Genomic DNA, 16,510 nt, shown 5'->3' with positions numbered 1-16,510 from the left:
AGTCTATGTGTGGAATTGTCGGTGGCGTTGCCGAACGTAATATTGTTCCGATTTTATTAGAAGGTTTGAAAAGACTTGAATATCGTGGCTACGATTCATCCGGAATGGCTATTTTGGATGGAGGGCAAAGTATTCAACGAGTTCGGTCTTTAGGGAAGATCAAGCAATTAACTCAGAAAATTCAGGCGTTCGATAACGAGTTTAGCGGGCAGGTAGGGATTGCCCATACCCGTTGGGCCACACATGGCGTACCGGCCGAAAAAAATGCCCACCCACATATCTGTAATAATCGCGTTGCCGTTGTTCATAACGGTATCATTGAAAACTATGCCTATCTAAAACAATTGCAAGTAGAGCAGGGTTATCGTTTTACTTCCGAAACCGATACTGAAGTCGTTGCACATAGTATTCACTATTACCTGGATAAAAGTGGCGACCTTCTTGATGCAGTATCAAAAGCTATTAAAACTTTTGAAGGAGCCTATGCGATTGGGGTTATTGCTTTGGATGATCCCGATACATTGATTGTCGCTCGTAAGGGTAGTCCGTTAGTGATCGGTGTCGGGATTGGCGAGCACTTCATCGCCTCCGATGTGTCTGCGTTGTTGCCGGTTACCCAAAGTTTTATTTTTCTTGAAGACGGCGATGTTGCCAAGGTAACGCGCGCTGTGGTTGAGGTCTTTAATCAAGATGGCGAAAGCGTCGAACGACCGATTAAAGTGTCGAGTTTGACTTCTCATTCCGTTGATTTGGGCGAACATCGTCATTACATGCACAAAGAGATCTTCGATCAGCCACAATCCGTGATTGATACTTTAGAAGGTCGAATCACTCAAGATCATGTTCTTGTCTCTGCATTCGGTTACGAAGCGGAAGCTGTTTTCAAGTCGATAAAGCAAGTTCAAATTATTGCCTGTGGTACCAGTTATCATGCTGGTTTGGTGGCCAAATACTGGTTTGAAGATATTATCGGTTTGCCTTGCCAGGTAGAGGTTGCTAGTGAATATCGTTATCGAAATCCTGTCGTGTTGGATAATACCCTGTTTGTCACAATCAGCCAGTCTGGCGAGACGGCCGATACGTTAGCGGCCCTTCAACAAATAAAAGCCATTTCAAAGATTAGAAATATCCCCACATTGACGATTTGTAATGTACCTGAATCGAGTTTAACGCGAGAATCCGATTTTACCTTTCTGACGCATGCGGGGCCTGAGATTGGGGTGGCTTCCACTAAAGCGTTTACGACGCAATTGGTTGCCTTGTCTTTATTGCTGACCGCAATCGGGAAGTCTTTAGGTGTGATGTCTGAAGCGCAGGAACAGAAAATTGTTCATGGATTGCAGAAACTGCCTGGACTGGTTAAAAACGCACTTGAACATGAGAAGAAAATTAAGAAGATCGCGCAGTGTTTTGCGGACAAGGAAAGTGCGCTTTTTCTGGGGAGGGGTACTATGTATCCAATCGCACTTGAAGGGGCTTTGAAGTTAAAGGAAATCAGTTATATTCACGCCGAGGCCTATCCGGCCGGTGAACTTAAGCATGGCCCTTTAGCATTGATTGATGAACAGATTCCGGTTATTGCTATTGCTCCGAAAGACGACCTGTTAGAAAAATTGAAATCTAATTTACAGGAAGTTAAGGCTCGTGGCGGTCAGATGATCGTGTTTGAGGATGAAGAGTCGGATTTGAGCTCAGAATCCGAATTTAAAGTGATTAAAGCGACGACAAATGTCGGACGTATTACTGCACCGATTACCTTTAATATTCTTTTACAGCTTTTGAGCTACCATGTGGCTCTTATTAAAGGAACGGATGTGGATCAGCCTAGAAATTTAGCAAAATCGGTAACCGTAGAGTAAGTGTGGTAAAGGAAGTTGTATTGGTTTGAAAAATCATTCTATTTTGATAATCAAACGTTAAAAATAGTTTCGGTCTTGTATCCTTTTTAGAAAGTCGGTTTTGTTGGTGGTTTTAAAAACAGTGTTTGGTAAATGAAGAGTTGCGTGAATATGTTCAGAATAGGAACTGTCAAAGAGATAGATTGAGGTTAATGGTCAGGTAAATTGTATGAGTTCATTTCTAATAAAAACTACTTACGGTAACACGTTTAGTTCAATTCAAGGCGGTAGTGTTTTAGATTCCGCGTTAAAAAATAATTTGGTTTTTGAGTATAGCTGTAAAAATGGGCAATGCGGTGTTTGCAAAACTTCCTTGTTGAGCGGGAAAGTTGCTGAGTTAAAGCCTCAGTTGGGATTGTCATTGGAAGAGCAAGAGGATGGAAAGTTTTTAACTTGCTGTTGTGAAGCTAAAAGCGATATCTTGATTGACAGTGAAGACTTGAGTGCGCTGCATGGAATTGAAGTTAAGACTACTCCTGCTCGCATTAATAGCTTGAAGAAACTTTCACCAAACGTTGTTGAGGTTAGGCTTAGACTGCCTCCTACCGCTAATTTTAAATTTCTTGAAGGGCAATATATTGATGTCATCGGGCCCAATGCTGTTAGAAGAAGCTATTCAATCGCGAGCAGTTCTTTTGAAAAGGAAATTACACTTTTAATTAAAAAAGTAGAAGGTGGTGTCCTTAGTGAGTATTGGTTTAATCAGGCGAAGGGCAATGATCTATTAAGATTGGAAGGGCCGAAAGGTACTTTCTATGTGCGTGAGAATAAGACGGATATTGTCTTGTTAGCAACAGGTACAGGGATTGCCCCAATTATCTCGATATTGGAAAGACTCGATGCTGACGATAGTTTTGAACAAATGAATGATATATATCTGTTTTGGGGTAATAGGCACTCTGAGGATTTTGTATGGAAACCGGAATTTAAAAGGCTTAAGGTAAATGTGTCCTTAGTGCTTTCTGGTGAAAGTGATGAGTGGGAAGGAGATCGGGGTTATGTGCAAGAAGTTGCTTTGACCAAAATCGACGACTTTCAGCAAAAGCATGTCTATGCATGTGGTTCGAATGAGATGATCCTGACAGCAAAAAAAATGTTGATGGAGCAAGGGTTGCCTGAAAAACAATTTTATTCAGATGCCTTTGTGCAAAGTTTTTAATAAGAAGTAAATAGGAATTAATTTAATGAAAGCAGTGATTCTAGCCGGTGGACTTGGTACTCGTTTAAGTGAAGAAACAAGCACACGCCCAAAGCCAATGGTTGAGATTGGTGGTAAGCCAATTCTTTGGCATATTATGAAAATGTATTCTTCCCATGGTATTAACGATTTTGTTATTTGTTGTGGATATAAGGGGTATGTGATTAAAGAATACTTTGCGAATTATTTCCTACATCAGTCTGACGTAACCTTCAGTATGAAGGATAACCGTATGGATGTTCATGAAAAGCGTGCTGAGCCATGGACTGTTACTCTTGTGGATACAGGAGATGAATCAATGACTGGTGGACGTTTAGGTAGAGTCGCAGAATATATCCAAGATGAGGAAGCCTTCTGTTTTACTTATGGTGATGGCGTAGGTGATGTTGATATTAGTGCAACGATTGAATTCCATAAGAAGCATGGAAAGCAGGCTACCTTAACAGCAACCTATCCTCCAGGACGTTTCGGAGCTTTGGATATTCAGGACGGTCTTGTAAATAGTTTCAAGGAAAAACCTAAGGGTGATGGCGCCATGATTAATGGTGGATTTTTTGTTCTATCACCTAAGGTCTTAGAGCGTATTGATGGCGATGGCTGTGTTTGGGAGCAGGCACCATTGATGGGCTTGGCTAATGATGGTGAATTGATGGCCTACGAGCATCAAGGTTTTTGGCAGCCAATGGATACGCTTAGAGATAAGCACCATTTAGAGGATCTTTGGGATTCTGGCAAAGCTCCATGGAAAAGTTGGGAATAGTCTGATGGTCAATAAGAACTTCTGGAGTGGGAAAAAAGTTTTTTTAACGGGGCATACAGGCTTCAAAGGAAGCTGGCTTTCATTATGGCTGAGCTCCATGGGGGCGAAGGTAAAGGGGTATTCATTGGCTCCACCAACCACTCCTAGCCTATTTGAAGAGGCCAGAGTTGCTGAGAAGATCGAATCTGAAATTGGGGATATTCGAGACTTTGAAAAACTAAGTGCGAGTATGGTTGGTTTCGATCCGGATATTCTTATTCATATGGCCGCACAGCCTCTAGTCAGGCTTTCATATAAAGAGCCTCTGGAAACCTATGATACAAATGTAATGGGGACGGCAAAAGTACTGGAGGCGGCTAAAAGCTGTTCCAGCTTGAAAGCAATTGTTAGTGTAACTACTGATAAATGTTATGAGAATAAAGAGTGGGTGTGGGGATATCGAGAAGATGAACCTATGGGTGGTTATGATCCATACAGCAGCAGCAAAGGTTGCGCTGAGTTGGTTACGGCAGCTTATAGAAGATCCTTTATGCAAGAGAAAGGCGTAGCGTTGGCATCTGCACGTGCTGGGAATGTAATCGGTGGTGGCGATTGGGCTGATGACCGTTTGATTCCTGATATCCTTCGCGCTTTTGAAAAAGGCGAACCAGTTATTGTACGTAACCCCATGTCGACACGACCTTGGCAACATGTTTTGGAGCCATTGTCTGGATATTTGGTTTTGGCTCAAGCGCTTTATGAAAATCCGGAAGAGTATGCGGAAGGCTGGAACTTTGGTCCTTATGAGGAGGATGCAAAGCCTGTAGATTGGATACTGGATCAGATGGTGTCTTTATGGTCGGACGCAAGCTGGGAGTTGGATAAAAACTCGCATCCTCATGAGGCTGGTTACTTGAAATTGGATATTTCAAAGGCTAAATTTAGGTTGAATTGGCAGCCTACTTGGCGCTTAAAGCAAACATTGGAAAAAATTGTTAAGTGGCATCAATCTTGGTTGAACGAAGAAGATATGCAAGTTATATGCCTTGATGAAATTAATGAATATATGAGAGAAATGAAAAATGCAAACAACTGATGGTCTTAGAAAAGAGATTGCTGAACTTGTTAAACAGTACGCAGAACTGCAGTATGCTGAAAAAGCTTTTGAACCCGGCACATCGGTCGTTCCGCCATCCGGAAAGGTCATTGGAGAGACAGAGCTTCAGTATATGGTTGAGGCGTCGCTTGATGGTTGGCTGACTACAGGTCGTTTTAATGATCAGTTTGAGAAAGAATTGGCAGAGTTTATCGGTGTAAAACACTTGATTACAGTCAATTCAGGCTCTTCAGCAAATTTGGTAGCGTTTAGTGCATTAACGTCACCAAAGCTTGGCCCTAGAGCGATTAAGAAAGGTGATGAAGTAATAGGAGTGGCTGCAGGTTTCCCAACAACTGTAAACCCGATCATTCAGTTTGGTGCTGTTCCTGTATTTGTTGACGTTGATTTGAGTACCCACAATGTGAATGCAGATTTGATTGAGGCGGCGATTACGCCAAAAACAAAAGCAATTATGCTCGCTCATACTCTGGGTAACCCATTTAACCTAGCAAAAGTAAAAGAGATTTGTGAGAAGCATCACTTGTGGCTTATTGAAGATTGTTGTGATGCTTTAGGTGCTAAATTTGATGGTAAGCATGTGGGTACTTTTGGTGATATCGCAACCTGTAGTTTTTATCCGGCTCATCATATAACAATGGGTGAGGGCGGTGCTGTATTTACGAATGATCCAAAGCTCGCCGTAATTGCGGAATCGTTTAGAGACTGGGGTCGTGATTGTTATTGTAAGCCTGGATGTGATAATACATGCGGTACTCGATTTAATATGCAATTAGGCACTCTGCCGCAAGGTTATGACCACAAGTACACATATTCTCATCTTGGGTATAACCTAAAAATTTCAGACATGCAGGCCGCTTGTGGTTTGGCTCAGTTAAAACGTTTGCCGGAGTTTATTGAAAAACGAAATGCTAATTTTGACTATCTGAAAGAACGTTTGGCGAGTTTGACGGATTTTATTGAAATTACAGATGCAACTGAAGGTTCTACACCTTCTTGGTTCGGCTTTCCAATCACAATAAAAGATTCAGCGGGTGTAGACAGGGTTGATCTTACGAAGTATCTGGATCAGAGCAAGATTGGTACGCGTCTCTTGTTTGCCGGTAATTTAATTAGACAACCTTATTTCCAGGATGTAGAGCACCGGGTAGTTGGTGAGTTAACGAACACGGATATCACGATGAACCAAACTTTGTGGTTAGGGATTTATCCTGGTCTAGGTAAAGAGCAGTTAGATTATGTCGCAGAGAAATTAGAAGAATTTTTTGGTGTGAATTTTTAATGCAAGATTTGCGAACTATTTTATTAACAGGTGCGACAGGGTTTATAGGCAGTCACTTGCTTGAAACACTCTTAAACCAAGGACATAAGGTGATCGTTCTTAAACGATCATCGTCTAATTTATGGCGGATTGAACATTTGTTAAATCAAGTAAAAACCTATGATCTAGGAGTCGATTTACTTGAAAGTATTTTTGAAGAGCAACAAATTGACGTAATTATTCATTTGGCGACACTTTATCGTAAGTTCGATAATGGGCAAGAAGTTGATGAGATGATTCAAGCAAATGTTTCTTTTCCGCTTCAACTTGTTGAGATAGGTGTTCGAAAAGGTGTAAAAGCTTTTATTAATACTGGAACTTTTTTTGAATATGATTGTTCAATTCTACCTGTTAAAGAAACCTCAGAAGTAAGCCCTTATAATCTTTACGCAAAAACCAAAATTATTTTTGAAGAGGCTTTAAAAACCTATTCAAGTCAAATAGCGATTAACACATTCAGGCTGTTTTCACCTTATGGTGAAAGGGATAACCATAAGCTTGTTCCAATGATTATCAACAAAGCGATAAATGATGATGTTATTGAGTTATCTGAAGGTCTTCAGAAAATAGATCTGATTTATGTTAAGGATATTGTTCAGGCTTACGTTAAAGCAATTGAGCGATTACATTCTCGTGACTGGGACGCAGAATATGAAGTGTTCAATTTGGGATCTGGAGTTGCTTTGAGTATCCGGGATGTAGTTTCCGTTGTTGAAGAGTGTTTAGGCCAAAGTGTAAAGAAAAAATGGGGCGAACCTTCGCTTTTGGATATTCCAATTGCATTTGCCGATACTTCCAAAATACGTCAAGTATTGGACTGGGAACCTGAATATACAATTCATAAAGGTATAAAAAATACCATTTCTTATTATAAAGAGAATAGTCTGCATGGAAATTAAAGAAACTAATTTAGATGGGGTTTTTGAGATACAAAGTAAAAAATTTGAAGACCAACGAGGGCTTTTTGTTAAAACATTTCATTCCGATTTATTTAATGAGTCTGGTTTAGAGTGCGATTTTAAGGAAAGCTTTTATTCCGTCTCTAAAAAAGGTGTTTTAAGGGGAATGCATTTTCAGCAACCCCCGCATGACCACGCAAAATTAGTTTATGTCACTGACGGTGAAATACTCGATGTAGCGGTTGATATACGTAGAGATTCAGATTCCTTTGGAAATTTCTTTTACACGAAGCTTTCAAGTGAAAATGTAAAGTCTTTATATATGTCAAAAGGATTTGCACATGGTTTCTTAACTCTCTCAGAGTCTGCAACAGTGACGTATTTAACAACGACAGTTCACTCTCCTTCTTCCGACTCAGGGATAAGATGGGATAGTTTTGGTTTTGATTGGGAACAGATTTTTTCAAGAAATGAACTAGTAATATCTGATCGTGATTGCGCCTTTCCAAGTTTGTCTGAGTTTGGCGTTAGCAGTTAAAGATGGTTAGATTTTCAAAGAATATTTTGGCAAGTCTATCTGTCTTGACACAGGCTCTTGTCTTATTACTGTTAGTTATTTTTCATGGAACTAATACAGAAACCGATTTCTTGTTTCTTGCCTTGTCAATAGTTACGATTTCCCAACTTATTATTTTGATGCCATTTGATCAATTTATTGTCTATTTCAATAGAATCAAGTCAAGAGTTGGAATAAATTCGGCTATTGGTTTTTATTACAAAACATTTGTTTCGTCTGTTTCGACCAGTGTGGTTGTTGCCTTTTCTGTTTTTCTTGGACTTCAATTTTTTGTTAATTCGGGATTAGCTGACTTCATAAGTACAGGAGTTATGCATGGTTTTCTATTGGCGTTACCGGCCTATGCAATAATTGCGCTTAATGACAGGTTTTTTAACGCTGAAGGGGCAATTTTAAAGTCATACCTATTGGTTCTTATACCAAATATTGCGCTACTGGTAGGAGTGACTGCCTGGACGTTCGGGCAAGATTTAAGTGTTTATATTGTCAGCATTATTTATTCATGCATTATGTGGCTCGGAGCTATTGTTTCAACTATTTATGTTTGGAAGAGTAATGGCTTTTATTTCAAATGCGAATCCTGCGAGATAAAAGCTTTTGTAATTAACAGCTGTTTTATGAGGTTGGGGCACAACTTTTATACCATTTCCTTTCAGCTTATTACTAATTTCGTATTGTTAGGTTTTCAGGAAGGTGCTCTAAGTTTATTCAATTATGCATACAGGTCTATAATCGCTTTGTTTACCGTTGCTGTTGGGCCATCAAATAGAGTCTATATGTATGAGTTAGCCAAAAAAGCGGCCAATCAGAAAGTTTCAAACTACAGTGAAGTTGCAAATACTTATCTCAAAGAGTCGGTGAGTATTTATATATTACTTTTATCGTTCTTAATGATTCTAGTTTATTTGTTTGATTATTTTGATTTACAGTCTAATTTTTCTAATCTGAATTTAGATATGATTAATTACTTAGTCCTGACGGGAATAATTGGCGCTTGGCAGGCGATAGTAATTTTTGAATCAGTTTTTGTTGGAGTGTTAATTACTTCTACTAAAGCGAATGTATTTATTTTTGTGAATATTGTCTTTGCTTTGACTTTCTTTACACTGACTTTTTTTACTTCAAGGTTTGAGGATGTGATTGTATTTTCACTTTCAGGACTAACGGCTCAGGTAGCAAGTTTCTTGATGTATAAGTATTATGTGAAAAAAAAATTGTTTAGTGAGGAGGCCGTGTGTACCAACCGAAAGTAAGTGTCTGTATACCTGTTTATAATGGAGAGAATCACCTTCAAGAAACGGTTGAGAGTGTGCTGAATCAGTCGTATAGAAATATTGAAGTATTAATTCAAGATAACGCTTCTTCTGATGGAACGGGAATCATATTGAATGATTTATGTGATCTTGATGAAAGGGTTATGGTTGAAAGAAACGATTCTTTGGTAAGCATGGCTGCTAATTGGAATTTAGTGGTAAAAAGAGCTTCTGGCGACTATTTGGTCCTACTAAGTGCTGATGATTTGATTGAATCAAATTTTATAGAAGAATGTATCAGTGTTTTTAGAGATGAGCCGAATGTAAATATAGTATCTACTGAACATTTGTTGTTGACCCAAAAGGGGCTTAGAAAGAGGAAAATGCGCGTTCATGGTGGTAAGAGGCTAATGTCGTGTTCTGAGATTTTATTAAAAAACCCTTTTTCAATTAATTTCACTATGTTTGATCGGAGTTTTATAAAAAATAATCTTATGTCTAGAGGCGTTTTATTTAGAGAGCCTTATTTTACTTGCGATTATGATTTGTGGATAAGGCTCGCTTTAAATAATTCGGTTATATTTTTTATCGATAAGCCATTAGCAAAATATCGTGTGCATGAAGGGTCTTTATCCAGTAACGCTTTAAGGATGATAAAACATACATTGTTGGTTCTGTCAGCTAATAAAGAGGCTTTGAGTGAAAGATGTTCACCAGTATACAAATTAACCTTGTTTAGGTTGTTCCTAAGGACTGTAAAGTTGTACGTGAAAATCAAATGCTACGATACAAGAATATGGCGACTAATTTTTAATAGGATTATTCAATAACATGGAAGTGCCAATCACGGGATTGATAGCGATACTTTTATTGTTCCTTGCTTTATTTATTGGGCACAAGGCTTTGTTGGTATACGCTGTATTTTTTATGCCATTTTCAGCAGTTGCTGTTATAAATTTTACTGCATCGGAAAATACGATTTCATACCCGTTGTTTTTTTCATTAGCATACCTAATATCATTTTTAATAATAAAACTCAGGGTTGTAAACGTTATAAACTATAAATTTAGTTTGTTTGGGATGTTTTTTATTCTATATTTAATTGTTAGCAACCTATTTGTTCCGTACGTTGATCCCTCAAACTATTATGTAAATGAATTTTCTTATTTCCAAGTGGTTTATCTTGTTATTGGTGTGTTGCTGACGATTTCTATTGGCCTGGATGTTTATAAGTACGGATTTTATAAGGCAATATTAACAACGATTGCATGGTCCATGTTGGTAGTTAGTTTGATTGGAGAATACCAGTTTTTATCATTTACCTTTGATTTGTACTACCCTTCAGAAGTCTTCAATAATAGCGTAAATCCAAATGCACAAGGCTATACTGCCGTTCTTGAAAATGGGATGAAAAGAATATCATCTGTCTCTACTGAACCTTCGATATTCACACAGTGGTTGGTCGTTTGCTTTTCATTGTTTATTTTTATGAAAATATATGGATATAAGCTCGGCTTATTCACTAATATTGTGCTTATAAATTCATTTATAGTATTGATGCTATCAACTTCAGCGTCAGCATATTTGGGGTTGGTCAGTATGGCTTTGATTTCTGTTGGGTTATATGTATATAAAAGTAGAAGTGTACTGTTACTTGGAATAGTACTATTTTTGACTTTATTTTTAGTCTCAGCCTTAGCTCCATTTATATTTGATTTATTGGTGGTAAAGCTAGAATCATATTCTTTCATTGAAAGGTTTGGTTCAGTTGCTTTTGGGTGGGAGCAGTTCATTGAAAGTCCTCTGTTTGGCATGGGGTGGGGTGTTGTTACAGTACATAGTTTATTGGTGGGGCTGCTTGCGAATTCAGGAATAATTGGTTTTATGATGTTTCTGTATTGGACGCTTCGAGAAATGGTAGCCTCGATAAGGTTTTCAAAAGAAAAACTGGTATTGCTCCGGGCACAATCTGTATTGTTATCAATTCTCGTAATGATGTTTCTTCAAGTCGTGACTGGTTTCGTGTATACCTATTCATTTTTTTGGATAATTTTGGGGGTTTTAGTGGGAGAAAATTTACTTGCGAAGTCTTATAGGGTGCAGACAATAAAATGAAAGTATTGATGTTAACGGGTTCAGTTCCGCCGGAAGTGTGTGGTGTAGGAGACTATACAATGAACTTATCATCTTCATTGATGGCGAGAGGCTGTGAAGTTGATGTTGTAAAGTTTGACTTTTTTAGTTTTTTTAAAGTTTTAAAAAACAGAAAAAAATCCATTGTGCATATTCAGTACCCATCAATAGGTTATGGAATGAGTTTGTTGCCTCAATTGATGGCGGTCTTATCTCGTCCAGTTGTTACGATTCATGAATTTAGTCAAGTTCACATTTTAAGAAAGCTGGCGGAGTTACCTCTGTTGTTTTTTGCAAAAAAAATAATAGTGACGACAGAGCATGAAAAATTGTCGATTTCTAAGGTGTGGTCAAGATTTGGACGCAAAATAATTGTGATACCAGTATTGCCCGCATTTATGCCTAAAGAGGATGTGATTGAAGAGGCTGAACGAGAGGGTATTGCGTTCTTTGGCCTGATGCGTAAAGAGAAAGGTGTGGAAGAGTTTATCGAACTGTCCCGAAAACTTAATCAAAATTTTCGTTCTTTTCCTATCAATATATATTCTGCTATACCGAAGGGGAGTGAGGATTACTTTGATGAGATTAAGTCAATTTCAGGAGATTTAGATATCAACTGGCATTTAAATAAGCCTTTAGATGAGGTTTCTGAGGGGCTGATTCATAGTAAATATTCTTATTTATTTTTCCCCGATGGCGTAAGTGAACGGAGATCGTCTTTTATTGCAGCTCTTGGGCATGGTGTATTGATGTTGTCAAACTCTGGTGAAATGACATCGTCAAATTTACGGGAAGCATTTATTGATGTTCAATCTCCTGAAGCTGCATTAGGTGAACTTGTATCTCTAGAGGCTGACAGTAATAGGTATATAGAACTGCGACGAAGAGGTTTGAAGGCATTTGAATTTTATTCACCAATCAATATTGCGGATATGCACGTTGATATCTATAAAGATTTTCTAGGGGAAAAATGAAAGTTGCAATCATTCATGACTGGTTAGTTACTTATGCTGGTGCTGAACGCGTTTTAGAACAGATGATTAAGGTTTATCCCGAGGCTGATTTGTTCAGTATGGTGGATTTTATACCGGAAGAAGAACGTGGATTTATTTCGCATAAGGCAGTCCAAACCTCTTTTATCCAGAACTTACCTTGGGCTAAATCCAAGTATAGAAGTTATTTACCGTTAATGCCTCTAGCCGTAGAGCAATTTGACTTATCATCTTATGACCTTGTCATTTCATCTTCTCATGCCGTAGCTAAGGCTGTAATTACCGGCCCGGATCAATTGCATATCAGTTATATTCACTCGCCGATTCGTTACGCTTGGGATTTACAACATCAGTATTTACGTGAATCTGGTTTAAACAAAGGCTTGAAAGGCTGGGTAGCCAAGTATTTGTTGCACAGAATTCGAAAGTGGGACGTAGGGACATCTAATCGGGTTGATGTATATATCGCCAACTCAAATTTTATCAAACGTCGAATCGAGAAAGTCTATCGTAGAGATTCGGTTGTAATCTATCCCCCAGTATCTGTAAAGGATTTTTCATTTTGTGATAAAAAGGAAGATTATTATTTAACAGCGTCTAGGATGGTTCCTTATAAAAAAATGGATATGATTGTTGAAGCATTTACCAAAATGCCGAATAAAAAGTTGCGCGTGATTGGAACAGGCCCAGACTTTGCTAAAATTCAAAAGATAGCGAAAAATTTTGAAAATATTCAGTTGATGGGGTACCAGAGCTTTCCTGTTTTAAAAGATTCTATGGAAAAAGCGAAGGCATTTGTTTTTGCTGCCGAAGAGGATTTTGGTATTACACCTGTTGAAGCCCAAGCTTGCGGGACGCCTGTTATTGCTTTTGCAAAAGGAGGGGTGTTGGAGACGGTTCAGGGGTTAGATGAAGCAAATCCAACAGGTGTGTTTTTTAAAGAGCAGACCTCTTCTTCGTTATCTGAAGCGATAGATGTTTTTGAGGAAAACGCGCATAAGATTTTATATGAAAACTGTGAAGTTAACGCATCGCGTTTCAGTAATAAAAGATTCAGAGAAGAATTTAAAGAATTTGTAGAGAAAGAATATAAAAATTGGAAAGAAAGGGTATGAAAAAAGCAATTATTACCGGGATTACTGGTCAGGATGGGGCGTATTTAGCAGAGTTGTTGTTAAGTAAGGGATACACTGTTTACGGTACTTACCGTAGGACTGCATCAGTTAATTTTTGGCGAATCGAAGAGTTGGGAATTCAAAAGAATCCCAATTTACATTTGATTGAATATGATTTGACAGATGCGACTAACACAATCCGAATGGTGGCTGAAATTCAGCCTGATGAAATATATAACTTAGCTGCGCAAAGTTTTGTTGGAGTTTCATTTGATCAGCCGTTAGCAACTGCACATATTACCGGTTTGGGGGCTGTTCACTTGCTAGAAGCAATTCGAATTGTGGATCCGAAGATTAAATTTTATCAAGCTTCAACCTCTGAGATGTTCGGATTGGTGCAAGAGGTTCCGCAAACAGAAAGAACTCCATTGTATCCTCGTAGTCCTTATGGCGTCGCGAAATTATATGCTCACTGGATGACCATAAATTATCGCGAATCGTATGGCATTTTCGGATCTAGTGGTATTTTATTTAACCATGAGTCTCCATTGCGTGGGAGAGAATTTGTTACGAGAAAGATTACAGATACTGTTGCCAAGATTAAGTTAGGCATGCTTGATTGTTTGGAATTGGGAAACATGGATGCGAAACGTGATTGGGGCTTCGCTAAAGAGTATGTAGAAGGCATGTATTTAATGCTTCAAGCGGATAAGCCAGATACCTTTGTTTTGGCTACAAACAGAACTGAAACTGTCCGTGATTTTGTTCGTTTAGCATTTAAGGCTGTGGATATTGATTTGGAGTTTAAAGGCAAAGACGAAGATGAGGTTGCAGTTGATGTTGCAACAGGCAGAACGGTCGTTAGAGTAAATCCAAAGTTTTATCGCCCGGCAGAAGTGGATTTATTAATTGGCGACCCTCAAAAAGCCAAGGATGAACTGGGATGGGCACCGAAAACAACACTGGAAGAGCTTTGTGCAATGATGGTTAAGGAAGACGTGAGAAGAAATGAAGCCGGATTCTCATTTTAATAATAAAGTTCTGGTAACAGGTTTAGATGGTTTTACTGGGAGGCAGTTGGAACTATATCTGATTGAATCGGGCTATGAAGTTGTAGGGTTGGGTTCGGACTTAACTGATCGTGAATCAGTATTTAAAGAAGTTATATCGGCCAACCCAAATTTTGTAGTGCATCTAGCTGGAATTTCTTTTGCTGCGGAGTCGGACCACGAAGCAATATACCGAGTAAACGTTATCGGTACGATGAATTTGTTGGATGCTTTATGTCAGTTGCAGCAGCCTCTTAATAAAGTTGTGCTTGCTAGTAGTGCAACGGTCTACGGTAATGTAGAAAACGAGGTTCTGTCTGAATCATTGTGCCCGAAGCCTTTGAGCCATTATGGATGTAGTAAGTTGTCGATGGAGCATATGGCTCAAAATTATTTTGAAAAACTGCCAGTTTTGGTAGCTCGACCATTCAATTATACCGGGGTGGGGCATGCAGAGCAGTTTTTAGTTCCAAAGATTGTTAATGCATATTTAGCAAGAAAGAATGTTATTGAACTGGGAAACTTAGATGTGTCCCGAGAATTCAATGATGTACGGGACGTGTGCAAAATTTATATGGACTTGCTTGAATGTGATTTCCGTTCAGATGTAGTAAATATATGTTCAGGAAAAACAATAAGTTTATTACAAATTATTGAATTGATGAACCAGATTGCAGGCTATGAAATTAGTGTGAATATAAATCCAGACTTTGTTCGAGATAATGAAATTAAGAACTTATCTGGTGATGTAACCAAATTAAAAGACTTAGTCCAACCAACTTTCAGATTTCAAATTGAAGATACCTTGCGTTGGATGTATGGGAGTGCAAATGATTAATATTATTCTCTGTGGTGGTTCTGGTACACGACTATGGCCGTTGAGTCGAACGATGTTACCAAAACAATTTGTTCGACTGTTTGATGGTGAATCTCTTTTTCAACAAACGGTAAAGCGCAATGAACCTATCTGTTCTCGATTTCTAATCGTATCAAATACGGATCAATACTTTTTAGCTGTCGACCAATTGAATCAGATGATCAAAGAAAGTCCTGCTCATTTTTTATTGGAACCGGTAGGGCGTAATACTGCACCAGCTATAGCACTGGCATGTTTGAGTTTGGATGAGGATGATTTGGTATTGGTGACTACCTCAGATCATTTGGTTAAGAATCGTGAAGCCTATGAGGCTGCGGTAAGACAGGCAAGATCTCTGGCTGAAGAAGGGAATTTAGTAACGTTTGGTATTCATCCGACTTATCCTGAAACTGGATTTGGTTACATTGAAGCATCCGGAAATGATGTACTGTCTTTTAAAGAGAAACCTTCCGAAGAAGTTGCTCAGACTTATATTAATCAGGGAAATTATTATTGGAATTCAGGAATGTTTTGCTTTAAAGCTGGCGTTTTTTTGAATGAGTTAAAGAAGCATTCCCCTGAAATTTATCAAGCCTGTTTAAGTGCATTGCCTGACACTGATTGTGATTCTGAGATGAAAATTGATTTGGACCTAATGCGTATGATTCCTGAGGACAGTATCGATTATGCAGTCATGGAAAAATCGGACAAGGTTAAGGTGGTTGCTTGTGATATGGGATGGTCTGATTTAGGCAGTTTTGATTCACTGTATGATGAATTAAAGTCAGAATCTGCTCAAAATGCTGTTTTGGCTAGAGTTGAAAACTCTCCTGAGCCAATCTGTGTGGACTCGACCAATAATTTATTAGTTACGCGGGATCGTCAAATTGCTTTAGTTGATGTGGAAGATTTATTGGTTGTAGATACCACTGATGCGATTTTAGTTTCTAAAAAAGGCAGTTCTCAAAAAGTAAAACAAGTAGTTGCCCAAATTAAAAAACAAGCTCCTGAATTGGCCGAAATTCATCGTCTAGCTTATCGCCCATGGGGAACTTATGAGGTTTTGATTGATTCAGAGCAGTATAAGGTAAAACGAATAGTTGTTAAGCCAGGAAGCAAACTTTCTTTGCAGAAACATTTCCACAGAAATGAGCACTGGATTGTCGTTTCGGGTACCGCTACGGTTACCGTGGATTCAGATGTGTTTTTAGTTCGAGCTAATGAATCGACTTACATTCAAATGGGACAGGTTCACCGTTTGGAAAACCAGGGGAAAATTGACTTGGTCATGATTGAGGTACAAGTCGGTGAATACACTGGTGAGGATGATATTGTCAGAATTGAAGATATTTACGGAAGATAA

General features: G+C 38.6%; 15 protein-coding genes. All 15 read left to right on the top strand.

Annotated features, from left to right (window positions below; genetic code table 11):
• Nucleotides 1-5 precede the first annotated feature (5 nt).
• The 15 genes from glmS (at nt 6) to QCB45_RS04665 (ending at nt 16,510) form a co-directional block, all read left to right on the top strand.
• Complete coding sequence (gene glmS, locus QCB45_RS04735) at nt 6-1,859, top strand: glutamine--fructose-6-phosphate transaminase (isomerizing) (protein WP_279419697.1); 1,854 nt, start codon at nt 6-8, stop codon at nt 1,857-1,859.
• Nucleotides 1,860-2,067: 208 nt separating this feature from the next.
• Nucleotides 2,068-3,057: an FAD-binding oxidoreductase gene (locus QCB45_RS04730; RefSeq protein ID WP_279419696.1), complete on the top strand. Its 990-nt coding sequence runs from the start codon at nt 2,068-2,070 to the stop codon at nt 3,055-3,057.
• 25 nt (nt 3,058-3,082) lie between these two features.
• A complete protein-coding gene (gene rfbF, locus QCB45_RS04725) occupies nt 3,083-3,856 on the top strand; it encodes a glucose-1-phosphate cytidylyltransferase (protein ID WP_279419695.1) in 774 nt (257 codons plus the stop codon).
• Between the two features lie 4 nt (nt 3,857-3,860).
• Nucleotides 3,861-4,931, top strand: a complete 1,071-nt coding sequence (gene rfbG, locus QCB45_RS04720; protein WP_279419694.1) for a CDP-glucose 4,6-dehydratase — start codon at nt 3,861-3,863, stop codon at nt 4,929-4,931.
• Complete coding sequence (gene rfbH, locus QCB45_RS04715; protein ID WP_279419693.1) at nt 4,918-6,234, top strand: lipopolysaccharide biosynthesis protein RfbH; 1,317 nt, start codon at nt 4,918-4,920, stop codon at nt 6,232-6,234. The genes rfbG and rfbH overlap by 14 nt, the downstream gene beginning before the upstream one ends.
• A complete protein-coding gene (locus QCB45_RS04710) occupies nt 6,234-7,172 on the top strand; it encodes an NAD(P)-dependent oxidoreductase (RefSeq protein ID WP_279419692.1) in 939 nt (312 codons plus the stop codon). Before rfbH ends, QCB45_RS04710 begins: the two co-directional genes overlap by 1 nt.
• Nucleotides 7,162-7,710: a dTDP-4-dehydrorhamnose 3,5-epimerase gene (rfbC, locus tag QCB45_RS04705; protein WP_279419691.1), complete on the top strand. Its 549-nt coding sequence runs from the start codon at nt 7,162-7,164 to the stop codon at nt 7,708-7,710. The genes QCB45_RS04710 and rfbC overlap by 11 nt, the downstream gene beginning before the upstream one ends.
• Nucleotides 7,711-7,712: 2 nt before the next feature.
• Complete coding sequence (locus QCB45_RS04700) at nt 7,713-9,002, top strand: hypothetical protein (RefSeq protein WP_279419690.1); 1,290 nt, start codon at nt 7,713-7,715, stop codon at nt 9,000-9,002.
• Entirely contained in the window at nt 8,984-9,832 is an 849-nt protein-coding gene (locus tag QCB45_RS04695) for a glycosyltransferase (protein WP_279419689.1), read from the top strand. The genes QCB45_RS04700 and QCB45_RS04695 overlap by 19 nt, the downstream gene beginning before the upstream one ends.
• 1 nt (nt 9,833) lies before the next feature.
• Complete coding sequence (locus tag QCB45_RS04690) at nt 9,834-11,117, top strand: hypothetical protein (protein ID WP_279419688.1); 1,284 nt, start codon at nt 9,834-9,836, stop codon at nt 11,115-11,117.
• Nucleotides 11,114-12,109: a hypothetical protein gene (locus QCB45_RS04685; RefSeq protein WP_279419687.1), complete on the top strand. Its 996-nt coding sequence runs from the start codon at nt 11,114-11,116 to the stop codon at nt 12,107-12,109. The genes QCB45_RS04690 and QCB45_RS04685 overlap by 4 nt, the downstream gene beginning before the upstream one ends.
• Entirely contained in the window at nt 12,106-13,242 is a 1,137-nt protein-coding gene (locus QCB45_RS04680; protein ID WP_279419686.1) for a glycosyltransferase family 4 protein, read from the top strand. Before QCB45_RS04685 ends, QCB45_RS04680 begins: the two co-directional genes overlap by 4 nt.
• Nucleotides 13,239-14,273 carry a GDP-mannose 4,6-dehydratase gene (gene gmd / locus QCB45_RS04675; RefSeq protein ID WP_279419685.1) on the top strand — a complete coding sequence of 345 codons (1,035 nt, stop codon included), beginning with the start codon at nt 13,239-13,241 and terminating at the stop codon, nt 14,271-14,273. Before QCB45_RS04680 ends, gmd begins: the two co-directional genes overlap by 4 nt.
• Nucleotides 14,251-15,129: a GDP-mannose 4,6-dehydratase gene (locus QCB45_RS04670; protein WP_279419684.1), complete on the top strand. Its 879-nt coding sequence runs from the start codon at nt 14,251-14,253 to the stop codon at nt 15,127-15,129. Before gmd ends, QCB45_RS04670 begins: the two co-directional genes overlap by 23 nt.
• On the top strand, nt 15,122-16,510 hold the full coding sequence (locus tag QCB45_RS04665) for a mannose-1-phosphate guanylyltransferase/mannose-6-phosphate isomerase (protein WP_279419683.1): 1,389 nt from the start codon (nt 15,122-15,124) through the stop codon (nt 16,508-16,510). The genes QCB45_RS04670 and QCB45_RS04665 overlap by 8 nt, the downstream gene beginning before the upstream one ends.

Origin of the sequence: Thiomicrorhabdus sp. ZW0627 (assembly GCF_029767005.1) — a bacterium.
Lineage (GTDB): Bacteria > Pseudomonadota > Gammaproteobacteria > Thiomicrospirales > Thiomicrospiraceae > Thiomicrorhabdus.
Note: the sequence above shows the minus strand (reverse complement) of the source record. Positions and strands in the feature narration are given on the sequence as shown.

What these genes read in the sequence shown, in the direction of transcription:
- QCB45_RS04685 (WP_279419687.1), top strand. Translation starts at nt 11,114, where the DNA reads ATGAAAGTATTGATGTTAACGGGTTCAGTTCCGCCGGAAGTGTGTGGT.
- QCB45_RS04710 (WP_279419692.1), top strand. Translation starts at nt 6,234, where the DNA reads ATGCAAGATTTGCGAACTATTTTATTAACAGGTGCGACAGGGTTTATA.
- QCB45_RS04700 (WP_279419690.1), top strand. Translation starts at nt 7,713, where the DNA reads ATGGTTAGATTTTCAAAGAATATTTTGGCAAGTCTATCTGTCTTGACA.
- rfbC (WP_279419691.1), top strand. Translation starts at nt 7,162, where the DNA reads ATGGAAATTAAAGAAACTAATTTAGATGGGGTTTTTGAGATACAAAGT.
- gmd (WP_279419685.1), top strand. Translation starts at nt 13,239, where the DNA reads ATGAAAAAAGCAATTATTACCGGGATTACTGGTCAGGATGGGGCGTAT.
- QCB45_RS04665 (WP_279419683.1), top strand. Translation starts at nt 15,122, where the DNA reads ATGATTAATATTATTCTCTGTGGTGGTTCTGGTACACGACTATGGCCG.
- rfbF (WP_279419695.1), top strand. Translation starts at nt 3,083, where the DNA reads ATGAAAGCAGTGATTCTAGCCGGTGGACTTGGTACTCGTTTAAGTGAA.
- glmS (WP_279419697.1), top strand. Translation starts at nt 6, where the DNA reads ATGTGTGGAATTGTCGGTGGCGTTGCCGAACGTAATATTGTTCCGATT.
- QCB45_RS04680 (WP_279419686.1), top strand. Translation starts at nt 12,106, where the DNA reads ATGAAAGTTGCAATCATTCATGACTGGTTAGTTACTTATGCTGGTGCT.
- rfbG (WP_279419694.1), top strand. Translation starts at nt 3,861, where the DNA reads ATGGTCAATAAGAACTTCTGGAGTGGGAAAAAAGTTTTTTTAACGGGG.
- rfbH (WP_279419693.1), top strand. Translation starts at nt 4,918, where the DNA reads ATGCAAACAACTGATGGTCTTAGAAAAGAGATTGCTGAACTTGTTAAA.
- QCB45_RS04690 (WP_279419688.1), top strand. Translation starts at nt 9,834, where the DNA reads ATGGAAGTGCCAATCACGGGATTGATAGCGATACTTTTATTGTTCCTT.
- QCB45_RS04670 (WP_279419684.1), top strand. Translation starts at nt 14,251, where the DNA reads ATGAAGCCGGATTCTCATTTTAATAATAAAGTTCTGGTAACAGGTTTA.
- QCB45_RS04730 (WP_279419696.1), top strand. Translation starts at nt 2,068, where the DNA reads ATGAGTTCATTTCTAATAAAAACTACTTACGGTAACACGTTTAGTTCA.